Raw genomic sequence first — 21,062 nt, forward strand, 5'->3', positions numbered from 1 at the left:
TGCGACAATTGCTGCCTACCTTCAGCTCATCAACGAACCAAGGAGTTGTTGGAATGAAACCGTTCAAGAAGATTGCAATTGCCGCCCTGGCTGCGAGCGTCGCGGGTACCGCGCTGACGGCCGGCCTGTCCGCTTCCGCCCAGAACGCGACTGCAAACCAGGACGGGGGGCAACAAATTCAGCAGACCGACGGACAGCGTGTCGCGCTTATGGATGGGCGCGGTGGTCCGGGATACGGCTTCGGCCGGGGTCATGGCATGCGCGGTGGCAAGGAACGCGCCGAGCGGCTGTTCGAACGTTTCGATGTCAATGAAGACGGTGTCATCACCAAGGCTGAAATCGAGGAAGTCCGGACGCAGGAGTTCACATCGGCCGATGCAGATGGCAACGGCGAGATCAGTCTGGAGGAATTCAAGGCCGAATTTCTCACCCGCTCCAATGACCGCATGGTCAGGGCATTTCAGTTCCTCGACCGTGACGGCGATGGCACTGTAACCCAGGAAGAAGCGGATTTTCTCGCCAATCGCATGTTCAACATGCTGGATCGTGACGGCAACGGAACCGTTGAACGTGTTCGCGGTCCGCGTGGCCCTATGGCCGACGATGACGACGATGATCGTGGCCCTCGTGGCGAAAGAGCAGAGCGGGGTGAGCGCGGAGAGCGAGCCGAGCGCGGCGGCCGTGGTGAGCACGGCTGGCGCGGTGGACCGCAAATGAGACAAGGTGGACACCACATGGGTCGTGGTGGTCACGGCGGCCCGGGAGGCATGTTCCTGGGCATGTTCGATACCGATGCGGACGGCAAGGTGAGCCGCGAGGAATTCGATGCAAGGCGCGGTGAATTGTTTGCTCTGGCCGACACCGACGGCAACGGCTCGTTCACGCTTCAGGATTTCGGTCCGCTGTGGCTTTCGATCAACGAGAACCGGGTGGTCGACATGTTCCAGCGTGCCGATGCCGACGGCAGCCTCGGGATTACCGCGGAAGAACAGAGCAAACACCAGGACCGCATGCTGGAGCGCGCCGACCGCAACAACGACGGCGTGATCACCAAGGCGGACTTCAAGGGTGGCCGGAAAGGTGGCCATGGTCCGGACAAGGGCCACGGCTGGAAGAAAGGTCACGGCCATGGTGATGGCGAAGGTCGTGGTCAGGGTCAAGGTCAGGGCCAAGGTCAGGGATGGGGTAAACACCACCGCGGCTGATCTGGCGCAGAACACCTGAAAAACTCCGGCCGATCACACCGGCCGGAGCCGTTTCCCACCCCCGGCGGCCCCACCCCGCGCACGGGAAACGGATAAGGGAGCCGTCCCTCGCGGCTCCCTTTTTTTTGTCGGTTCGGTTTTAGGGTAACTTCAAGAAATTTCGGCAATAGTCGTTCCGGTTTTCAAGGGGGACAGCATGGCCAAACCGACGTTGAATGAATTCGTGACTGCCAGAATAGCAGCGGGACATCTCAGTGAGGATGATGTCATCAACGTACGCCGCTACGTTTACGGCGACATGGCCGTGTCCGTTGAAGAAGGCGAGGCTCTTTTTCGGCTGAACAATGCCGACATCACCTATCACGACACCTGGTACGAACTCTTTCCCGAAGCCATCCTCGATATCCTGGTGCACCAGGCAAAACCAGAGGGCTATGTTTCCGAGGACAAGGCTGCCTGGCTGGTCAACCAGATCATGGCGGATCGTCATATCTGTGGCAAAACCGAGCTGGACGCCGTGCTGCATGTGCTGGAAAAAGCCCGCGAAGCACCGGAAAGTCTCGAACAGTTTGCACTGCGGGCTGTGGCGGACAGCGTGATTTCGGGGAAAGGGCCGACACGCTCGGGCCTGGACCTCAAGCCCGGCGTCATTGCCGAGGCTGAAGTGGAGCTGCTGCGCCGGGTGCTCTATGCCGGTGCCGGCAGTCGCGGCGTTGCCATCTCGAAGGCTGAAGCCGAGGTACTGTTCGATATCAATGACGCGACAATAGAGGCGGAAAATGCTCCCGGCTGGTCGGAGCTCTTTGCCAAGGCGGTCGCCAATTACATGATGGCGATGTCCGGTTTCACGCCACCCTCCCGCAAGATTGCCCTCGAGCGTGAAAACTGGCTGGAACAGCCCGGCGGATTTGAAGGTGGGCTCGGCGGTTTTTTCAAGAAGATGTTCAGCGGTGATGTCGGCGGCATTCGTGACGCCTATGGCGACACGCCTGACCCGTTCACCGCCCGCGGAAACGAGATGCTTGCGGAGATTGCCGCCAATGAGGTGGTGACGGAAGACGAAGCCAGCTGGCTGGTGGAGCGCATTGGCCGCGACGGTATCCTGCATGAAAACGAGAAGGCCCTGCTGCGGTTCATCCGGGAAGAAAGCCCGAACATTCATCCCTCTCTCCGGCCATTGCTGGAGAAAGTTTGACCGGGTACCAGTCCGGCCAACGTTTTTTTGTTCCATCCCGGCTTCTTGGCCCGTCGTCAATATTGCAAGGATGCCGCGGTCCGGTTACCTGAAGGTTGTCGAAAAAGGCGTGACCGGTTGGGCCTATCGCCCGGGTAAGCCCCGGTCCCTTCACACGTGAAGGCTTTGTTCGGTCAGGCGGCATAAACGCCGTCCGGCAAGAACCCCCGACTGTGGCGGCGGAGGTGCCGCCCCCTTCGCGTTTGCGAAGTCGAGGGAGCATGTCATGACGATCCCATTTGAAACGCAGGGTTCCACGCGCCCGATCGGGTACTGGATCCGCTCTGCCGATAGATGTCTTACCAAGGCGATCGAGGCCATCCAGTCTGAGCTGGGGCTTGAGCGAGCCGACTGGCAGGTGCTCAATACGCTTGCCGAAAGTGCAGCAGGAATGCCGTTTGGCCGGCTGAGAGAGACCTTTGATCCCATGCTGGAGGTAAGGGACCTGCACAAGGTTCTGATCAGTCTTGCAGACCGGGGGCTTCTTCGGTCCGAGGAAGATTTCTGGCGGCTTACGGACAAGGGCAGGGACGTCCACAGAAGCGCGATGGAACGCCAAACCGCCTTGCGGAGAAAGGCGATGCAGGGAATCTCCGAGGCTGATTACAGCCTTGTGGTGAATATTCTGGCCAGGCTCGTCAGCAATTGCCACAGTCCAGAAGACACTTGAAAGGAGACGCGAACCTCTGCAAGTTGCCGTCGCCAATGGCCAAACGGCCAGCCGAACCAGATGGAGCCGGACATGACGCAAGAGACTTTTTCACTCAAGGGGACATGCCGTTGTGGTCACACGAGCTTCGAGGTTTCCGCGCCGCCGCTGATCACCTGTGCCTGCCATTGCAGAGGGTGCCAGCAAATGAGTTCCAGCGCCTATTCCCTGACGGCGATCATGCCGGCGCCCGCGTTCAAGGTGACCGAAGGTACGCCGGTCAAAGGAGGATTGCAGGGACCTGAGGCGGATCATTACTTCTGCCCGGACTGCAAGACCTGGATGTTCACGCGAATTCCCGGGTACGACGAAATCGTCAATGTCCGCTCGGTCCTGCTCGACGACGTCCACTGGACAGAACCTTTCATGGAAACAATGACTGCCAGCAAGTTGCCTTGGGCGGAAACGCCTGCCAGGCACCGTTATGAAGGCTTTCCGCCGCCGGAAGACTTCATGAAGCTGATGGGCGAATTCGCCGCCCACCAGCTGGCAACCAGATAGCAGGTCGGCCAGGTCAGATTTCCTCGGCAACGTCGATCCGGTTGCCGTCCGGATCGGCGAAGACGAAGGCTCTGAGGCCGTAGTCCTTGTTCTGGAGGCGCTTGACGATGCGCAAACCATGGCGCTCGCAGGCCCGGCAGGCGGCGTCGGCGTCGGACACCATGATGTGGGCCTGATTGAATGGCGGAGCCCGGTAGCCTTTCTGGAGTGTCAGGTGCAATTCGGCCTCGTCCTTCTTCAGGATCATGAAGCCAACCGGACTGCCGTTTTCGAACACTTTTTCCAGGCCGAAGATTTCCCGGTAGAGTGTACGGGAACGTTCAATATCGCTGACGCCCAGTGTTGCGGCGATGCGGCCGAGCCGCAGCTGCGAGGAAGTGTCGGTGGTCATGGCTTACCCTTCTGTTTTCAATGACGGACAGCAAGGCAACCGGTCGGTGCCGGTGAGAACCCGCTTATCCGCAATCTCAGGGCGGTGCCTGTGGGGGAACGGCTTCCGTTCAAGCGGAAGCCGAACGGTTTTCTAGTCAAGGCCGTAAATGCCGGCAATGTCGTGAAGCATCAGCTTTGCAGCCAGAATGCCACCGGCGGTGTTCCAGATCGCATCGCTGACCTGATGCACCTTGCCCGCCTTCACGGCGGACAGGGACTGCCACAACGGATCGGCAAGCACTTCTTCTTCCAGAGACGTGCCTTTGCCATCGCCAGAGTCATAGGTGAAATAGAAGATCCGGTTGCCGTCCATATCCGGAATGCTCTCCTTGCCGGTGCGGATGGCAAATTCTTCCACATTCTGGTTCGCCGGCCGGTGAAAGCCGATGTCTTTCAAAAGCACACCGGAGAAACTGTCGAGCTGATAGATGCGGATCTGGCCGGGCACGAAACGGATCACGGAAACTTCCTCGTTGAGGTGGTCACCAAGTTTCTCGCGAAGGTCTGCGACTGAAGCATCGTAATCGGCGATGGCTGCATCCGCTTCCTGCTCCTTGCCGAGTGCTTCGGCATAGAGGCGGAAGTTGATTTTCCAGTCACCACGAAGCTCCTTGGACATGACGGTCGGGGCGATTGCAGTCAGCTGCGGATAGATTTCCTCGTGCCGCTGCTTGTTTGCCAGGATCAGGTCGGGCTCCAGTGCCGCGATCAGCTCCAGGTTCACCGCGCTTTCCTTGCCGACAGGTTCTGCTCCGTCCATGGCATCGGAAATATGGTCCCACCAGGGATCGCCATTCCAGGAATTGGCCGCGCCCACCGGCGTCACTCCCAGTGCCAGCAGCGCTTCCGTGCCTTCATTGGTAAGGACGACAATCCGTTTCGGGGCGTCCGGAACCGTGACGGTGCCCATGCTGTCGGTGACATCGCGGGCAATCGCAGGGGCCGATGCCAGCATCGCACACAGCGGCAGGGCGCACAGCAGGCGTGACCAGATCTTCATTAGAATGACTCCAAAAAGTTGAATATTTGCCTCCAGTATTAAACCCGTGTATGGACGGGCCGTTGATTTGTCAATCGGAGGGGTGAGGGCGCATGAGGCGGCCGGCGATTGCATTGTGTCTGGCGCTGTGCGCGGCTGTCATTTTCAGCCTGCATGCCGGATTGACCTTCTATTCGCCTCATACGGTCTTTTCCGCGCTCTTGGGGGGCGAGGGCGCAGATGCGCTGATTGTGACGACGTTGCGTCTTCCAAGAACCGCGATCGGCGTGGTTTGCGGGGCCTCCCTCGGCCTTTCCGGCCTGTTGATGCAATCGGTTACGCGCAATCCGCTGGCAGAGCCGGGATTGCTCGGGGTCAATGCAGGCGGTGCGCTGTTCGTGACCTTCGGGGTGACGGTCTTCGGCGTGGCAAGCCTTGCGGGTATCGGCATGGCAGCAGTGATGGGCGCGCTGGCGGCAACGGCCCTGGTGTTTTCGATTTCAGCGTCCACTGGCGGTGCAGGCAATCCGGCAACCACATTGCTGGCCGGATTTACGGTCGCCGCCCTGCTGGCGTCGTTCACGCAGACCTTGCTGCTGATCGACGAAAGCGCTCTTGAGACACTGCTGTTCTGGCTGTCGGGCAGTTTTTCCGACAGGCCGATAGGGTTGTTGCAACTCGGGTTGCCGTTGCTTGCCGTCGGGGTCGCAGGCAGCCTTCTTCTGGCAACACCGCTGGATGTGCTGCGCCTCGACGATGCCAGTGCCCGGTCCGTGGGTGTCAATGTTGGCGCAGTCCGATTGACGGCGCTCGGGCTTGCGGCCCTGCTTGCGGCGGGCGCGGTGGCGATGGCGGGGCCGGTGCTGTTTCTGGGGCTGGTTGCGCCGCATCTTGCCCGGCGCCTGACCGACGGCGCCCTGCCGTCGACACGGCAGTTGATCGTGCTTTCCCTTCTGACCGGTGCCCTGATCGCAGTCCTTGCCGATATTCTTGCGCGTATTGTGGTTGCGCCCGGTGAGGCGCCGATGAGTGCCGTTCTTGCGCTTGTCGGCGTTCCGATGCTGGTGCATCTGCTTCACAGGCGGAAAGGGCTGGCAGCGTGATGGCAGGCGCATTTCCTCTTGTCAGGCTGCTTCCGGTCATGCTGCTCGTGTTTGCGTTGACACTGGCAGCAACGGGCATCGGGTCCAGCTTCATGCCGCCGGAACGTGTTGTCGCGGCGCTGGCCGGGCAAGGCAGCCGCATGGATGAAGTAATCGTCTGGACCCTCCGCTTGCCCCGTGTTGCCCTTGCCATACTGGCCGGAGCGGCGCTTGCCCTTGCGGGTGCCTTGCTGCAGCGGGTCGTGCGCAATCCCATGGCGTCGCCCTCGGTTCTGGGCATTACCGACGGCGCGGCGGTTGGCGTCGTGCTGTTCTTGTGGCTGTTTTCCGATCAGGCGAACAATCTGACAGTCTCCATTCACTGGCAGCCTCTGGCCGCCATCGCCGGGGCGGCAGTCTTCGGAGCCCTGGTAATCGCATTGGCATCGCTTGATCGGGCAGGCAGCAAGCCGCTGAAAATCATCTTGTACGGGATTGCCCTGGCAGCACTCGCAAAGGCCGCGGTCACGCTGTTGATTATTCTCGGGCCTGTCTACAGGGCAAGTCAGGCACTTACCTGGCTGACGGGCTCGGTTGGTGCAGCCCACTGGCAGGACGTTCTGGCGGTCGGTCTCGGACTTGTCGCAATCATCCCGGTGTTGCTGTGGCAACGGCTCACACTTCGGCAACTCGTACTTGACCCTCAAAGCGCTGCCGTGACAGGCCTGTCGCTCGACAAGGCCCAGTTCTGCCTGCTGGCAGTTGCCGTTTTCCTGACGGCCATCGCAACGGCCCATGTCGGTGCCATCGGTTTTGTCGGTCTGGTCGCGCCGCATGTTGCACGGATCTTCCACGGTCAGTTCCGGTCCGGTTATCTGGTTTCCGTGGCTCTGACCGGGAGCTTCCTGGTGCTGGCAGCCGATACGCTGGCCCGGATCATCGCACCGCCGCTGGAATTGCCCGCAGGCGCGTTGACTGCGCTCGTCGGTGCGCCGCTGTTTCTCTATCTGCTTGTAAAAGGACGGCAATCCCATGCCTGACACTCTGGCCAGTCTCGATCGTGTCAGTGCCGCATATGACGGCGCTCTTGCGCTGAACGAGGTCTGTCTCGACCTGCCCGACGGCAGGATCATTGCCTTTTGCGGACCGAACGGCAGCGGCAAATCGACTGCCCTGAAAGTGATGCGCGGTCTGCACCGGCCGGATGCCGGCAATGTTGAAATCGCAGGCAGGGCGCTTGGCGACTGGTCGCAGAAGGATCTTGCGCGCCAGGTCGCCATGTTGTCCCAGTCGCCCGATGCACCGTCGGATCTTTCGGTTGAGGATCTGGTGCTGATGGGGCGGTTTGCGCATCGAAGCCGGTTCGGCGGGCCATCGGCAGCGGACAGGGCCGCCTGCGACCGTGCACTTGAAATCACCGAAATGACCGAGCTGAAAACCCGGGCTCTCGCCCAGCTTTCCGGCGGGCAGCTGCAACGTGCCTGGGTTGCCATGACACTGGCGCAGGATGCGCCCCGGATCTTCCTGGACGAGCCGACCAACCATCTGGACATTGCCCATGCGTTTGAGTTGCTGGACCTCGTCAAGCACCTGAGCCGCTCCGAGAACCGAAGCTTCGTCATTGTCCTGCATGATCTCAACATGGCCATGCGCTACGCCGATCACGTTGTGCTTTTCGAAAAGGGACGGATCGCCGCCAACGGGCCGACAACGGAGGTGCTGACGGAAGCGACCGTCTCTTCCGTATTTGGCATCGCCTGCAGGATCATGCCCCTGGACGGGTTGGAACGACCGGTCATCGTTTCCTGGGGCAAGGCCACCGGCGCGGGCGTTTCCGGCCTGTCGTCCGGCAAAATGCGCAAAATCTGCACATAGGCTGACAAAGGCCTGCAAGCGGGCTTGGCACAACAGGTGCCATGACCCGCCTGGCAACCTCTTCCCCGACCTCACTGGCCTTGCTCCTGGCCTCGCTGATCCTTGCCTATGAGCCGCTACGCTGGCTGGTCGGCACATGGACTGACCCGTCCTACCCATCGACCGGCGCGCTCTATCTGATCGCGGTGGCAGCCCTGGTGCTCTGGTCGATGACGAGCCCGGTTCGGCAGAACTCGATCGGGCACCGGCAAATGGCAGTGCTGCTCCTGTTGGGGGCGGCGCTGATCCGGCTGACAAGCCAGGTTCTGGCGATCAACGTGATCGGCGGGGTGGCGCTGGCAATTGATGTCTTCGCGCTGGCGACCCTTTTGCGGACAGGGGAGAGGCAGCGTGCCGTTTCCCCCTTCTGGCTGTCCGTCCTGTTTCTGTTCACTCTGCCGGTCGAGCGCATTCTGCAACGGCTGCTCGGCTATCCGCTGCAGGAACTGTCGGCCAAGCTTTCCTGCGGCGGTCTCGGCCTCTTCTTTTCGGACCTCTCGTGCTCAGGCATCCGGATCGGTCTTGCCGGCAAGGACGTTCTGGTGGACCTGCCTTGCTCGGGCACATCCGGGCTGATGCTCGCCATGGCCTTTCTGGTCATCCTGACTGCGCTTTACCGGCCGAACCTGCTGACTGCCGTGCTCTGGATTGGCATCACGCTCGGGCTGGCTCTGATCGGCAATTCTCTGCGCATCGCTTTGCTTGCCGTCGGCATTGCCTATCCGGAAAGTGTCCTTGAGGCCGATGTCATGGCGCAGCCGCTTCACGACATTATCGGTTATCTGACGCTTCTTCTGTCGATGGCACCGGTGCTGGCGTTTTACAAGCCACGTCCCGCTGAGTGGCGAGCTGCCCAGGCTGTCTTCAGCTTGCCGGTGATGTCGCGGCCCTTGCAGAAGATGTCTGCTCTGGTGTTCCTGAGCCTTGCCTTGTTCATCGTCAGCCTGCCGCGGCACGCGCTTGATGTTTCTTCTTCGACCGGGCCGCAGCCATTGCCTTTGACACTGGCGGGTGAGGTCGGTGTCGACGAGGCGCTGTTGCCGATCGAGGAGCAATACTTCCTGCAATATGGTGGTCACGCCCAGAAGCGGCGCTACGGGCCGATGGCATTGACGCTGGTGCACACCTCTTCGCCGCTGCGCCATTTGCACACCCCGGACGATTGCCTGCGCGGACTCGGCTTCGACGTGACCTTTCTCGGCAGCCGTTTCGAACCGGTTCCGACAGCGCTCTACCGGGCCCGGTCGAAAACCGGAGGAGACTGGCGCGTTGCCGTCACCTTTACCTCCAGCACCGGCGAGACGACCCACAACATCGCCGAGGCGATCTGGCTGTGGCTGAAACGGCCCGGCACCACCTGGACCAGCATTCAGCGAATTACCCCGTGGACACTAGACGAGCCGCAACGCGCCGCCTTTGAGGCCGCCGCAGGGGCTGCGCTCGATCTCAACACCCGCACTTCCGGTATTTTCCCTGCCCAAAAGGAGAAACGCATATGACGTTCCTGTCCCCATTGGCGTCTGCCAGTTCTCTAAAACCAACTCTGAAAGCCACTTTGGCAGCCTCGCTGGCCATCGTCTTTGGCACGCTTTCAGCGCTGCCGGCTTCAGCCGAGCCAGATCTCGACGAACTGTCCGGCACCGTGGTTGCCACTGCCGGTGGCAAGGAGATCCATCTGCCGCTTCTGAAGGCCGATTACAGGGTCGAGGTTGAAGGCGATGTTGCCCATGTGGAACTGACGCAGACCTTCCTGAACCCGACCAAGCTGCCGCTCAATGCGACCTACCTGTTTCCGCTGAACCAGAAGGCGGCCGTTCACGCCATGCGGATGGATCTCGACGGCGAGACCATCGTGGCGCGGATGAAGAAGAAGGAAGATGCCAAGGCAACCTTCGAGAAAGCGAAACGGGAAGGCAAGGCCGCTGCCCTTCTGACGCAGCACCGGCCCAACATGTTCACCCAGGATATTGCGCATCTGATGCCCGGTCGCCCGGTGAAAGTGACACTGGAATACGCCCAGACCGTCCCCAAGATCGACGGCGCCTATGAGCTCGTAATGCCGATGGTGGTGGGGCCGCGTTACGAGGGGCTGGGCGCGCAACCCGCCCTGAAGCATTCGCAAAACATCGCGGACAAAAGTGTGCCGGAGGACGACAGTCCAGTATACGGCGCTACTGAGTATGCGAGCGATGAACCCGTCTCTGCGAAACCTGCTGCCTTCAACCACAGTGAAACAGTCTCCGGCTGGCAGATCGACAAGCTTCCGGCCTATCCGGAGGTCATCGGGCAGAATGCTCCGAAGGAAATCGATGCGAGGCGGGTGTCGCTGGAACTTGCTCTCAAGGCACCGATGCCTGTCTCGCGGCTGTCGAGCGATACCCATGCACTGGAGGTTTCCAGCCAGGGCGAGATGCGGACAGTCCGCTTCAAGTCCGGCAGGGCCATCGACAATCGGGACTTCGTTTTGCGTTACGAGCTTGCCGCACAGAGCAATGTTGCTGCCGGTGTCTCGTCCCGGTACGAAGCCGATGGCGGGGGCTATTTTTCACTGCTGATCGAGCCGCCGAAACTGCCGGCTGAAGACATGATTGGCCAGCGCGAGCTTGTCTTCGTGCTGGATACATCCGGGTCCATGAGCGGGCAGCCGATCGAAGCGAGCAAGACCTTCATGACGGCAGCGATCAGGTCTCTGCGCCCTGATGACTATTTCCGCATCCTCCGCTTTTCCAATAACACTTCCCAATTTGCCGGAAATGCCGTTCTGGCAACGGAGCGAAACAAGCGGCAGGCCTTGAAGTTCGTGGCTGGCCTTTCGACCGGTGGCGGGACGGAAATCAACCAGGCGGTAAACACCGCCTTTGATCAGGCACAACCGGAAAACACCACACGCATCGTTGTCTTTCTGACCGACGGTTATATCGGCGACGAGGCGACCGTGATCTCGAGTGTCGCGAGCCGTATCGGCAAGGCGCGTATCTATGCCTTCGGCGTCGGCAACTCGGTCAACCGGTTTCTGCTGGATGCGATGGCCACGGAGGGCAGGGGCTATGCCCGCTATGTGGCTTTGGGAGAAGACGCGGGCGAAGCGGCGGGAAGCCTTGCCGCGAACCTGAAGACACCGCTCCTGACAGACATCACCATCGACTGGAACGGTCTCAAGGTCGAGGGACAGAGCCCGGCCAGGATACCCGATCTGTTCGAAGGCGGCTCGGTGCGCGTGATGGGGCGATACGCTGCCGGCGGCAATCACACGATTTTCATCAACGGTCTGGTCAACGGACATGCTGCCAGACTGCCGCTTGAAATCGACCTGAAGTCTTCTGTCGATGGCAGTGCGGTTTCCAGCCGGGCCCTGCCGCTGATCTGGGCGCGCGAGCAGATATTCGACAAGGAGCGTGCCTATACGATCGGCGGCAACACCGACACGCAACTGAAGCACGAAATCGTCGATCTGGGCCTGACCTATTCGCTTCAGACCCGGTTCACGTCCTTTGTCGCCGTCTCAGAAAAGGTGGTGAACGGCGCACCGGCGACCGCCTCTCACCGAAACGTGCCCTTGCCGCAGGTTGCAGGCGTTTCGACCAATGCCTATCCGTCCTTGAACCTTTCCGGCAGTTCCGCGCCGGAACCGGAAGGCATATTGGGTGTGATGCTGGTCCTCCTGGCTGTGGCTGCCCGGTTCCGGCTTAAACTGGCAAATAGCTTCCGCAAGTTGCGGGAAAGGGTTCGGGGGTTCCGGTCACGCGACGAGGAAGCTGCGTCTGGCGAGCCGGATCTTGCCTTGCCCCGTACGTTGCGCCGGGATGGTTGGTGGCTGGAAACCTGATCCGTGCTTCGCTATTGGTAACGCTCTCGCAGGCAACTGCGGGGGCCATTTTTCGGGAAGAGACATTTGCCAGGTCAAACCATTCTTGTTGTCGATGACGACCCGCATATCCGGGACGTCATCTGTTTCGCGCTTCAAAAAGCGTCCTATGTGTTCGAAGTTGCCGCTGACGGGAAGGAAGCGCTCGACAAGGCGCTTTTATGCAATCCGTCCCTGATCGTTCTGGACATCGGCCTGCCGGAAATGGACGGGCTGGACGTCTGCCGGCATCTGCGCCGCACGTCGGAAGTGCCGATCCTGTTTCTATCGGCGCGCGATGACGAGATCGACAGGATCGTCGGTCTGGAACTGGGCGCCGATGACTATGTGACCAAACCTTTCAGCCCGCGCGAACTGATCGCCCGCGTCGGCGTGATCCTGAAGCGCTATGGCGCCCCCGCGGCTGCCGAAATAGTTGAAGACTTGCCTGCGCTGCGTTTCGGTGCGGTCGAACTTGACCGGTCGCAGCGCCATGTGACAGTCGATGGAACACCTGTCACGCTGACGGCCATCGAGTTCGATATCCTGGCTACCCTGCTGGCCCGGCCGAAGATCGTCTTTTCCCGCGAGCAGATCCTCCAGAATGCCTACCGGGATAATATCCACGTCTCCGATCGCACCATCGACAGCCACATCCGCAACATCCGCGGCAAGCTTGGAACCGCTGGATGCGGCGATGCCATCGAGACCGTGCACGGCGTCGGGTTCCGGCTTGGGCCCTGCCGGGTCGAGAATGGAAACGGCGGATGATCCTGTCGCGCACCTTCCGAGACAAATGGCGTCCGCCGCTGTCGCTCGTGGTGGCGGGTGTTCTTGGCATCATGCTGCTGGTGCCTCTCGCAGGTGTCGCCTTCTTTCGCGTCTATGAAAACCAGCTCATCGAGACGACAGAAGCGGAGCTGATCGGGCAGTCGGCGGCAATTGCCGCGGCAATGGCGCAGCGCCTTGAAGAGATCGGTGGCGCCGACCTGCCTTTGGGGCCGGAGGTTGCGAAGGCTACTGAGGTGCCCGGCAGTCGCAGCATCTATCTGCGGAACCCGGGCGGAAGCTGGACGCCGCAACTTCCGGAACTCGATCTCACGCGCACAAATGTCTTGCCCGGAAGAGGGGCGCCACGGCCGGCTGCCGAACCACCGCTTCTCGAATACCTGAGTGCCGGACAAGCCGTGGACCGCATCCTGCAGGAAACTCAGAAGAAGACCCTGGCCGGATTCCGGGTGCTGGATTTCAATGGTGTAATCATCGCCGGACGTGAGGATATCGGCCTGTCGCTTGCCCATGTGGAGGAGATCAAAAGAGCGCTTTCGGGACATTATGCCAGTGCGCTGCGCGAGCGCATCGTCGACAATCCGCAGCCGATCTATTCCATCAGCCGGGGAACCAGCGTTCGCGTTTTTGTCGCGATGCCGATTATCGTGAGCGACCGGGTCGCGGGCGTTGTCTATGCCTCGCGAACACCCAGCAACATTCTCAAGGAAATGTTCGTTAAGCGCGAGGCCGTCTTCTGGGTCGTGGTCTTTGTGCTGGCTGCGACTTTTGTCGTCGGTTTCATTTTCGCGCGCGCCATCACCGGACCAATCAAGGCACTGACACGGCGTTCTCTGGCGATCGGTAATGGCGAGCGGGAGGCATTGGTGCCGCTTGCCATTCACGGCAACCGCGAGATCCATGCGCTTTCAGAAAGCATGCTGGACATGTCGCGCAAGTTGTTCGATCGGAACGACTATATCTCCACCTTCGCCAACCACGTGACTCACGAGTTGAAGACGCCGCTGACCTCTATCCAGGGTGCGGCGGAGCTGTTGAAGGACGAAGGGGCAGAGCTGAGCGAAGCGGACAGGGAGAAGTTCCTGGGCAATATCCTGCACGATACCGAACGTGCCTCGAAGCTCTTGAACCGACTTCGTGATCTCGCCCGGGCCGACAGCGTCGAGATCGGCGGGAGTTGTCGGCTGAGCGAAGTTGCCACCGCGCTCAGGAGACGCTTCGAAGGGCTGGAAATCGACCTGTCCGGCGAGGCGGATCTGCCTATGTCGGCGGAAAACGCCCGGATCGTTTTTGAAAACCTGATCGACAACTCCCGCCGCCACGCCGCGTCCAGGGTGTCGATTGTTGCCGTGCCCGACGAGAAAGGCCTGACGGTTCAGGTGCAAGACGATGGCGAGGGCATTTCCGAAGGCAATCAGGACCAGGTCTTCGAACTCTTCTTCACCACCCGGCGGCAAAGCGGGGGCACCGGCATGGGGCTTGGCATCGTCCAGGCGCTCCTGAAGGCCCATGGTGCAGCGATCCGACTGCTGCCGGGTGCCGGTGGCGCAACCTTCGAACTCTTCTTTCCGGTGAGGTCGCCTGCCATTAGTCCGGCCAGCGGGAGCTGAACACTGCGGCCAGATGATCAAGCAGTGCACGCACACGGCGGGTCAGGTGCCGGTTGGGCGGGTAGAGTGCATAGAGGCCGAACGTGTCGGTCTTGTATTCCGGCAGCACGCGCTCAAGCCGTCCGTCCGCCAGGGCGTCCTCGATGGCATAGAGCGGCGCGATGGTGAGGCCGAGACCTCCCATTGCCATACGGGCCAGGGCTCCGGGAGAGTTGGAGCGGACGGCACCATGCAACCGGATGACCTGCTCTTCATCCCCGGAATGAAACCGCCAGGTGTTGAGTTCGGTCTGATTGCTATCGACAAGGCAGACATGGGTTGAAAGGGCTCTTGGGTCCTGCGGTCTGCCGTGCCGCTTCAGATAATCCGGTGAGGCACAAAGAACCAGCGGCATGCCGGCAAGCTTGCGAGCGATCAGGGTGGAATCCCGCAAGGCTCCGATGCGGATCGCCAGGTCGAGACCTTCCTCCACCAGGGCAAGCCGGTGATCGGTCAGGCGCATATCCACCTCGACATCCGGATGCTTGCGCAGGAAAGGGACAAGCGCCTCGCTCAGCCTCGTGCTGCCGAAGCCTGTCGGTGCCGTCAGCCTGATCTGGCCGGCAAGGGCGCCCTGACGTTCACGCACAAGCGAATCCAGATCATCGATCTGCTCCAGGATCGGCCGGCAATGTTCCAGATAGGCAGCGCCGACGTCGGTCAGGGACACACTGCGCGTGGTCCGGTTGAAAAGCTGGGTCTTCAACTGGCCTTCCAGATGCTGGACATATTTGCTGACTAGCTTGGTCGACAGGCCCAGCCGTCGCCCCGCGCTTGTGAAGGACCCTTCCTGCGCGACGGCGATGAAGGCTCGCATGGTTTCGATCTTGTCCATCACTATTGTCCTCGGCGGATCCTGCTCTCGTCAGCTATTTATCCCTTGTTTGTACATAATCATTGAATGAATTCGAAGATTATCTCCATTCAAGTCAGGAGGCATATTGCAGGCAGCGGACCGGACCAAGACGCTTCGGCCGCAGGAAGATCCTTCAAGGCAAGAGGAAGCTGGCGATGTCCAACGCAATCAAGATCCACCGTTTTCCGCTCTCCGGTCACTGCCACCGGGTGGAACTCTTTTCCAGCCTCACCGGCATCAATTACGAGCTGGTCGAGGTCGACCTGGCCAATGGCGAGCATAAACGCGATCCGTTCCTGAAACTCAATCCGGTGGGCCTGGTTCCGGTCATCGAAGATGGTTCGACCGTGCTCTCTGACTCCAACGCGATCCTCGTCTACCTGGCCCGCAAATATGCGCCGGACTGGCTGCCGACAGATCCGTATCTGGAAGCGGAAGTCCATCGCTTCCTGGCCTTTGCCGCCGGTGAACTTGCCAGCGGACCGGGTGCGGCGCGGTTGATCACGGTCTTCGGACGGCCGCTTGATCCGGAACGTGCGAAGTCTGTCGCCAAGGTGGCTTTCGATAACCTGGAAGCCCATCTGGATGGCCGCGAGTGGCTCGTTGGCGATCGGCCGACGATCGCTGACATTGCCATCTACAGCTACACGGCACATGCGCCGGAAGGCAACGTTTCGCTGGAGCCCTATCCGCGCATCCGCGGTCTTTTGAAGCGCATCGAGGATTTGCCGGGCTTTGTGGCCATGCCGGCTACCAAGGCAGGCCTTGCCGCGTAACGTTTCACCGGAGCTGCAGGTCCTTGCGAGCAAGGGCCTGCGTCTGGCGTTCTCGAAGGTACCGAAAGGATTTGACGATGGCTGAGATCGATGAGACTGCAAACCGGACGGTCATCCCTTCTCCGTTTCATGACGGCGAACGCCAGGTGCAAGAACGACTTGGCGACAGGGACGTGGAGCGCTGGGCGCGTGGTGCCATCCGCGGCTTCATGCCTGATCAGCATCGGGCCTTCTTCGAGGATCAGCCATTCATGATCGCCTCGGCGCGCGATGCTGCCGGTCGCCCCTGGGCGACCGTGCTGGAGGGCTGGCCCGGATTTGTACGCTCACCCGATCCCGCGTCGTTGACGATTTCAGCGCGTCCTGTCGCAGGAGACGCCCTGGAAGAGGCATTTGTCGAAGGTGCGGATGTCGGGTTCATCGGGATCGAGCTTGCGACCCGGCGGCGCAACCGCGTTAACGGGACAGTCGCGTCAGCAGGGTCCGACGGTTTCCGGTTTGCTGTCGGGCAGTCGTTCGGAAATTGCCCGCAATATATCCGGGCACGGGATGTGCGCTGGAGCACGGAAGCTGCCTCGGGAGAAGCTGTTCGTGGATCGCGTCTGAGCGCGGCGCAAACGGTGTGGATCAGGTCTGCCGATACGTTCTTCATCGCAACCGGCTACCGGGGAGAGGGCGATGACGAGGCCTTCGGCATGGACGTGTCTCACCGGGGTGGTGAACGCGGCTTCGTGCATGTTCTGGATGATCGCCGGCTGATCTTCCCGGACTATGCGGGCAACAGGTTCTACAACACGCTCGGCAACATTCTGGCGGATGCGCGAACAGGGCTGTTGTTCCTGGATTTTGCAAGCGGCAGCCTGTTGCAGGTGACCGGCCGGGCAACGATCGTTTGGGATGCGGAAGAAGTGGCGAAAGTGCCTGGTGCACGTCAACTCGTGTCCTTCGAGGTCGACGAAATCGTTGAGCTGACGTCGGTCTTGCATTTGCGCTGGCAGAAAGATGCATCGGCAATCCGGTCATTGCGGCTTGCCGAGAAAATTCGGGAAAGTTCCGACGTGACGTCGTTTGTGTTCGAGGCTCGCGACGAGGGAGCTTTGCCTTCGTTCAAGGCCGGTCAGCATTTGCCGATCGAACTCAGCCTTCCTGCCGGCCATGGCAAGATCCAGCGAAGCTATTCGCTTTCCGGCGATCCGTCCGAAGGCCGCTATCGAATATCCGTGAAGCGCGAGCCGAACGGACTTGTCTCGCGTCTCCTGCATGACGTGCTTCAGGTTGGCGGATACATAGACGCTGGAAGGCCGGCTGGCGATTTTTCGCTGCCGGAGAAGAAGGACCCGGTGGTGCTGGCAAGTGCGGGCATCGGTATCACGCCGCTCCTGAGCATGCTGCATCATCTGGCAGGTGAGGATGGGAGCCGGCCCGTCTGGTTCGTCCAGAGTGTCAGGGATGGCGATCATCATCCCTTCCGGCAGGAAGTCGAAAGCCTGACGGCGGGGAGGCCGAACATTCGGCACGAGATCCGTTATAGCCGCCCACAGACTTCGGACGTTTCAGGTCGGGATTATGACGCGGTCGGCCGGATAACGGCACAAGAGCTGCTGGACTTGTCACCCAAACTGCAGACGCAATACTTCCTGTGCGGTCCGTCTGCCTTCCTGGCTGATCTGAAGTCCGGGCTGGAACAGCTCGGTGTTTCGCAGGAGCGGATCCACTTCGAAGCCTTCTGAGGGGGATCCGGGCGTTTCGATCCGGTACTCAGCTTTCCGGGGTGAAGTCGACATGGATATGGTTGCCGTCCGGGTCCCAGACATTGATGGCAACCGTCCCCGTGCCGGGCTGAACGGAGCGGCGATAACGTTCGCCGCGTTCGTTCAGTCTTGCTTCGAAAGCCTCCAGACCGGAAGCGCTAAAGGCGAAATGTTCCAGTTTCAGCTTGGCTTCGGATCCGGTCGCTTCCGGCCCCTCAACACCGACCAGATGAATGGCTGCATCGTTACCCGCGTAGAGCCAGGCACCTGGAAAGGGAAAATCGGGACGCGGTCCGGGTTCCATCCCGAGAATGTCGCCATACCAGGCGATCAGTTCGTCGAGCCGCGTGGTGCGAAGATTGACGTGGTCTAGCTTTCCGATCTTCATGCGCTGGCCTTTCCCGAGCGGTCCGTTTGGTCCGGTAAGTGGTGATTTGCTGTCTGGCCCTCGAGGGCTGGCAAGTCAATGCCAGTCGGCATCCAGGGGACCGGGCAAGGCACCGCGAAACGCCTGCCGGGACTGTCACAATTTTTAGCAAATAGTTAAGGTCGGGCAAGGCTTTCGGCTCTGAAGACCACTCGTCCGGTTCAGCGTGAAAAAAACCTTCTGCAACTGAAAATTTCCTATTGCATCGGGGGGCGAACGGGCGCATATACGCCTTGCCCAAATTCGCACGTGCCCGTGGTCGTCCATGGGATGTTCAACAAGACATCTCTTAAGGGGCCGCTGCCAGACAATCCGCCAAGGGGCGGGGCAGTTGAGATCCGGACGGCTTAAAGCAACGACGTAAGAGGGCTTTTTTGGTCTCTGCCGGGGTTTCCAACCTCCGGCGTCACTGAAGAGGCACTTGTTACATCATTGCCCGACGTGCGGTTCGGTTCTCCCGATCCAATCAACGGCATTTCCCGACGCGGGAAAGCTTTGTGCTGCTTGGCAGTCGCATAGCCCAACCGTCGCTGCAGTCAACCCGGCCTCCGGTTCCATCCCGGGGGAGGCCCGGTGCGCATTGCAGCACCCTGCGACGTGAACGCAGCGCGCACGCCAAGGATTAGCGCGCCTGCGGCTGAGATTGAGAAAGAGGGGGGCCCCCCAATGAGCGACCGTATCCGCGATTTCCTCCGCCGACGTGACGAAGATGGCCCGTGCGTTGTTGTCGATCTCGACATCGTGCGCGACAACTTTGAAGCTTTTGCCAAGTCCCTGCCGGACACCTCCGTCTACTACGCAGTGAAAGCCAACCCGGCACCTGAAATCCTGTCGCTCCTGGAAAGCCTCGGCTCCTCCTTCGATTGCGCCTCCGTCGGCGAAATCGAAATGGTGCTGGCAACCGGCGCATCCGCCGACCGCATTTCCTACGGCAACACGATCAAGAAGGAGAAGGATATTGCGCGTGCCTATCAGTATGGCGTCCGCCTCTTCGCCGTCGACTGCGTCGAAGAAGTTGAAAAAATCGCCCGCGTTGCCCCTGGCTCCAAAATCTTCTGCCGCGTCCTGTGCGACGGTGTCGGCGCCGAGTGGCCGCTCTCCCGCAAATTCGGCTGCGACCCCGAAATGGCGCCCGACGTCCTCGAACACGGGCACCGGCTCGGCCTTGTCGCCCATGGCGTTTCCTTCCATGTCGGCTCCCAGCAAGCCAACCTCACGGCGTGGGATCTCGCTCTCGCCATGGCAGCAGGCGTTTTCCAGGAAATGGCGCTCCGCGGCATCGAACTGAAAATGGTCAACATGGGTGGGGGCTTCCCGACCCGTTACCTGAAGGACGTCCCGGGCGTTTCGACATACGGCGAAGCGATCTTCCAGGCGCTGTGCAAGCACTTCGGCAACCGTCTGCCGTCCACCATCATCGAGCCGGGCCGCGGCATGGTCGGCAATGCCGGCATGATCGAAGCTGAAGTCGTGCTGATTTCCCGCAAATCCGCAAACGACGAAGTGCGCTGGGTCTATCTCGATATCGGCAAGTTCCACGGCCTGGCCGAAACCATGGACGAGGCGATCCGTTATCCGATCCGCACCCCGCGCGACGGCGACACCACCGCACCTTGCGTGCTGGCCGGCCCGACCTGCGACAGCGTCGACGTTCTTTACGAAAAGACGCCGTACGAACTGCCGGTGAGCCTGTCCATTGGCGACAAGGTGCTGATCGAGGCCTGTGGTGCCTACACCACGACCTATTCCACGGTCGGCTTCAACGGCTTCGCGCCGCTGGCGTCCTTCGTCATCTGAGGCAAGTGCCATGATTGATATTGTGGACGAGGCGCCGGATCACACCGGCGCCCGCGAGGGTCTGCTTGACCTTTGTTTCGGCGAGGACCGCTTCAGGAAAACCTCCGAGCGTCTGCGTGAAGGCCGGCTTCCGGTCTTCGCATTTTCTGCTATCGACGAATCTGGCAAGCTCGTTGGCACGGTAAGGCTCTGGTCTGTGGCGGACCGCAACGGCTCGCAAAGCCTGTTGCTCGGACCCCTTGCCGTCGATCCGGCTTGCCGGGGACTGAAGGTCGGAGACCGCCTGATGCGGCACGCCCTCAACCAGGCTGCCGTGCTTGGCCATGGATCCGTGATCCTGGTCGGCGATCAGCCGTATTATACCCGCTTCGGTTTTGCTGCGGGCCTTCTCGACAAGGTCGGGATGCCGGGACCGGTGGACTATCACCGTTTCCTCGCACTGGAGTTCACTCCAGGGCACATTGACGGCCTGGAGGGTGTGCTTTCGGCATCCGGTGTACTGGATCCGATGGCAGTGTCGGCTGCCCGGGAAGACGTCTTCTCGGTTTCGCAAGCAATTTGAAGCTTTAGACTTGGAGACGGCGGCGAAGTTTTTCGCCGCCGTCTCTTGTTTTTTAAGCACAGGCTTGTTTGTTTAAAAATAACAGGGTTTGAGACAGTCATTTGTCTTTCCTTGAACGGGCTTTCACCGAGAAGACTTGAAATTCCTGCAGAAACCAGCCACACCTAACAAAGGCGCAATAAGTGCGCTTTGCTGTTTGAAGGATTTCCCAACGGGCCGGACCCTCTGGAAGCGATGTGGGCGGCATATCGGATAGGATTGGAGTTACGCATATGACCGACGACACCAACGACGGTGCGCCGAAGAAGCCGGCGGCAAAAGCTGCCGCAAAGCCAACAACACGGCGCAAGACCACATCGCGTACGCCTGCTTCCAGAGCCGCATCGGCAAAGCCGGCAAGCTCCAAATCGACACCTGCCAAATCGACACCTGCCAAATCACCGTCTGCGAAGCCGGCTGCAGCCAAGGCTGCGCCCGCCAAACCTGCTGCTGCGAAACCGGCGGCTGCGAAATCGGCGGCTGCGAAACCGGCTGCTGCAAAATCTCAGGCCAAAA

General features: G+C 60.6%; 19 protein-coding genes. 15 read left to right on the forward strand and 4 right to left on the reverse strand.

Annotation, left to right across the window (positions count from 1 at the left end):
• The first annotated feature begins 53 nt into the window (after positions 1-53).
• The 4 genes from ACP90_RS11400 to ACP90_RS11415 all read left to right on the forward strand — a co-directional run bounded on the left by ACP90_RS11400 (position 54) and on the right by ACP90_RS11415 (position 3,649).
• Positions 54-1,205, forward strand: coding sequence for a calcium-binding protein (locus ACP90_RS11400; protein WP_062488405.1), 1,152 nt, complete (start codon positions 54-56; stop codon positions 1,203-1,205).
• A 196-nt stretch (positions 1,206-1,401) separates the two neighbouring features.
• Positions 1,402-2,400 carry a hypothetical protein gene (locus tag ACP90_RS11405; protein ID WP_062488406.1) on the forward strand — a complete coding sequence of 333 codons (999 nt, stop codon included), beginning with the start codon at positions 1,402-1,404 and terminating at the stop codon, positions 2,398-2,400.
• A gap of 265 nt (positions 2,401-2,665) precedes the next feature.
• Complete coding sequence (locus ACP90_RS11410; protein ID WP_062488407.1) at positions 2,666-3,109, forward strand: MarR family winged helix-turn-helix transcriptional regulator; 444 nt, start codon at positions 2,666-2,668, stop codon at positions 3,107-3,109.
• 72 nt (positions 3,110-3,181) lie between these two features.
• Positions 3,182-3,649, forward strand: a complete 468-nt coding sequence (locus ACP90_RS11415) for a GFA family protein (RefSeq protein WP_062491533.1) — start codon at positions 3,182-3,184, stop codon at positions 3,647-3,649.
• Between the two features lie 13 nt (positions 3,650-3,662).
• Here the strand turns inward: ACP90_RS11415 and ACP90_RS11420 are convergent, their stop codons facing one another.
• On the reverse strand, positions 3,663-4,040 hold the full coding sequence (locus ACP90_RS11420) for a VOC family protein (RefSeq protein WP_023000925.1): 378 nt from the start codon (positions 4,038-4,040) through the stop codon (positions 3,663-3,665).
• A gap of 132 nt (positions 4,041-4,172) precedes the next feature.
• Positions 4,173-5,081, reverse strand: a complete 909-nt coding sequence (locus ACP90_RS11425) for an iron-siderophore ABC transporter substrate-binding protein (protein ID WP_062488408.1) — start codon at positions 5,079-5,081, stop codon at positions 4,173-4,175.
• Between the two features lie 92 nt (positions 5,082-5,173).
• On the opposite strand from ACP90_RS11425, the gene ACP90_RS11430 reads away from it, so the two are divergent.
• The 7 genes from ACP90_RS11430 (at position 5,174) to ACP90_RS11460 (ending at position 14,299) form a co-directional block, all read left to right on the forward strand.
• Positions 5,174-6,163 carry an iron ABC transporter permease gene (locus ACP90_RS11430; RefSeq protein ID WP_062488409.1) on the forward strand — a complete coding sequence of 330 codons (990 nt, stop codon included), beginning with the start codon at positions 5,174-5,176 and terminating at the stop codon, positions 6,161-6,163.
• Positions 6,163-7,182 (forward strand): iron ABC transporter permease, encoded by a 1,020-nt coding sequence (locus tag ACP90_RS11435; protein WP_062488410.1) that lies wholly within the window; start codon positions 6,163-6,165, stop codon positions 7,180-7,182. The genes ACP90_RS11430 and ACP90_RS11435 overlap by 1 nt, the downstream gene beginning before the upstream one ends.
• A complete protein-coding gene (locus ACP90_RS11440) occupies positions 7,175-8,017 on the forward strand; it encodes an ABC transporter ATP-binding protein (RefSeq protein ID WP_062488411.1) in 843 nt (280 codons plus the stop codon). Before ACP90_RS11435 ends, ACP90_RS11440 begins: the two co-directional genes overlap by 8 nt.
• Before the next feature lie 41 nt (positions 8,018-8,058).
• Positions 8,059-9,555 (forward strand): exosortase T, encoded by a 1,497-nt coding sequence (gene xrtT / locus ACP90_RS11445; RefSeq protein ID WP_062488412.1) that lies wholly within the window; start codon positions 8,059-8,061, stop codon positions 9,553-9,555.
• A complete protein-coding gene (locus tag ACP90_RS11450; protein WP_062488413.1) occupies positions 9,552-11,882 on the forward strand; it encodes a VIT domain-containing protein in 2,331 nt (776 codons plus the stop codon). The genes xrtT and ACP90_RS11450 overlap by 4 nt, the downstream gene beginning before the upstream one ends.
• A gap of 66 nt (positions 11,883-11,948) precedes the next feature.
• Positions 11,949-12,671, forward strand: a complete 723-nt coding sequence (locus ACP90_RS11455; protein WP_062488414.1) for a response regulator transcription factor — start codon at positions 11,949-11,951, stop codon at positions 12,669-12,671.
• Positions 12,668-14,299 (forward strand): ATP-binding protein, encoded by a 1,632-nt coding sequence (locus ACP90_RS11460; protein ID WP_062488415.1) that lies wholly within the window; start codon positions 12,668-12,670, stop codon positions 14,297-14,299. The genes ACP90_RS11455 and ACP90_RS11460 overlap by 4 nt, the downstream gene beginning before the upstream one ends.
• On the opposite strand, the gene ACP90_RS11465 is transcribed toward ACP90_RS11460, so the two are convergent.
• Positions 14,277-15,173: a LysR family transcriptional regulator gene (locus ACP90_RS11465; protein WP_062488416.1), complete on the reverse strand. Its 897-nt coding sequence runs from the start codon at positions 15,171-15,173 to the stop codon at positions 14,277-14,279. The genes ACP90_RS11460 and ACP90_RS11465 overlap by 23 nt on opposite strands.
• 176 nt (positions 15,174-15,349) lie before the next feature.
• Here ACP90_RS11465 and ACP90_RS11470 point away from each other — a divergent pair, with 176 nt between their 5' ends.
• Both ACP90_RS11470 and ACP90_RS11475 read left to right on the forward strand, forming a co-directional pair.
• Positions 15,350-15,970, forward strand: coding sequence for a glutathione S-transferase (locus ACP90_RS11470; RefSeq protein WP_023000935.1), 621 nt, complete (start codon positions 15,350-15,352; stop codon positions 15,968-15,970).
• Between the two features lie 77 nt (positions 15,971-16,047).
• Complete coding sequence (locus tag ACP90_RS11475) at positions 16,048-17,700, forward strand: pyridoxamine 5'-phosphate oxidase family protein (RefSeq protein WP_062488417.1); 1,653 nt, start codon at positions 16,048-16,050, stop codon at positions 17,698-17,700.
• Positions 17,701-17,728: 28 nt separating this feature from the next.
• On the opposite strand, the gene ACP90_RS11480 is transcribed toward ACP90_RS11475, so the two are convergent.
• On the reverse strand, positions 17,729-18,109 hold the full coding sequence (locus tag ACP90_RS11480) for a VOC family protein (protein ID WP_062488418.1): 381 nt from the start codon (positions 18,107-18,109) through the stop codon (positions 17,729-17,731).
• A gap of 705 nt (positions 18,110-18,814) precedes the next feature.
• On the opposite strand from ACP90_RS11480, the gene ACP90_RS11485 reads away from it, so the two are divergent.
• Positions 18,815-19,945, forward strand: coding sequence for a type III PLP-dependent enzyme (locus ACP90_RS11485; protein WP_023000938.1), 1,131 nt, complete (start codon positions 18,815-18,817; stop codon positions 19,943-19,945).
• A 10-nt stretch (positions 19,946-19,955) separates the two neighbouring features.
• Positions 19,956-20,507 carry an N-acetyltransferase gene (locus ACP90_RS11490; RefSeq protein ID WP_062488419.1) on the forward strand — a complete coding sequence of 184 codons (552 nt, stop codon included), beginning with the start codon at positions 19,956-19,958 and terminating at the stop codon, positions 20,505-20,507.
• Positions 20,508-21,062 lie beyond the last annotated feature (555 nt).

The organism is Labrenzia sp. CP4 (genome assembly GCF_001579905.1).
Lineage (GTDB): Bacteria > Pseudomonadota > Alphaproteobacteria > Rhizobiales > Stappiaceae > Roseibium > Roseibium algicola.

Bases quoted from the DNA above. Each gene is read 5' to 3' on its own strand.
- ACP90_RS11425 (WP_062488408.1), bottom strand. From the start codon at position 5,081: ATGAAGATCTGGTCACGCCTGCTGTGCGCCCTGCCGCTGTGTGCGATG.
- ACP90_RS11470 (WP_023000935.1), top strand. From the start codon at position 15,350: ATGTCCAACGCAATCAAGATCCACCGTTTTCCGCTCTCCGGTCACTGC.
- ACP90_RS11440 (WP_062488411.1), top strand. From the start codon at position 7,175: ATGCCTGACACTCTGGCCAGTCTCGATCGTGTCAGTGCCGCATATGAC.
- ACP90_RS11415 (WP_062491533.1), top strand. From the start codon at position 3,182: ATGACGCAAGAGACTTTTTCACTCAAGGGGACATGCCGTTGTGGTCAC.
- ACP90_RS11400 (WP_062488405.1), top strand. From the start codon at position 54: ATGAAACCGTTCAAGAAGATTGCAATTGCCGCCCTGGCTGCGAGCGTC.
- ACP90_RS11410 (WP_062488407.1), top strand. From the start codon at position 2,666: ATGACGATCCCATTTGAAACGCAGGGTTCCACGCGCCCGATCGGGTAC.
- ACP90_RS11480 (WP_062488418.1), bottom strand. From the start codon at position 18,109: ATGAAGATCGGAAAGCTAGACCACGTCAATCTTCGCACCACGCGGCTC.
- ACP90_RS11420 (WP_023000925.1), bottom strand. From the start codon at position 4,040: ATGACCACCGACACTTCCTCGCAGCTGCGGCTCGGCCGCATCGCCGCA.
- ACP90_RS11405 (WP_062488406.1), top strand. From the start codon at position 1,402: ATGGCCAAACCGACGTTGAATGAATTCGTGACTGCCAGAATAGCAGCG.
- ACP90_RS11460 (WP_062488415.1), top strand. From the start codon at position 12,668: ATGATCCTGTCGCGCACCTTCCGAGACAAATGGCGTCCGCCGCTGTCG.
- xrtT (WP_062488412.1), top strand. From the start codon at position 8,059: ATGACCCGCCTGGCAACCTCTTCCCCGACCTCACTGGCCTTGCTCCTG.
- ACP90_RS11490 (WP_062488419.1), top strand. From the start codon at position 19,956: ATGATTGATATTGTGGACGAGGCGCCGGATCACACCGGCGCCCGCGAG.
- ACP90_RS11485 (WP_023000938.1), top strand. From the start codon at position 18,815: ATGAGCGACCGTATCCGCGATTTCCTCCGCCGACGTGACGAAGATGGC.
- ACP90_RS11430 (WP_062488409.1), top strand. From the start codon at position 5,174: ATGAGGCGGCCGGCGATTGCATTGTGTCTGGCGCTGTGCGCGGCTGTC.
- ACP90_RS11450 (WP_062488413.1), top strand. From the start codon at position 9,552: ATGACGTTCCTGTCCCCATTGGCGTCTGCCAGTTCTCTAAAACCAACT.
- ACP90_RS11475 (WP_062488417.1), top strand. From the start codon at position 16,048: ATGGCTGAGATCGATGAGACTGCAAACCGGACGGTCATCCCTTCTCCG.
- ACP90_RS11465 (WP_062488416.1), bottom strand. From the start codon at position 15,173: ATGGACAAGATCGAAACCATGCGAGCCTTCATCGCCGTCGCGCAGGAA.
- ACP90_RS11435 (WP_062488410.1), top strand. From the start codon at position 6,163: ATGGCAGGCGCATTTCCTCTTGTCAGGCTGCTTCCGGTCATGCTGCTC.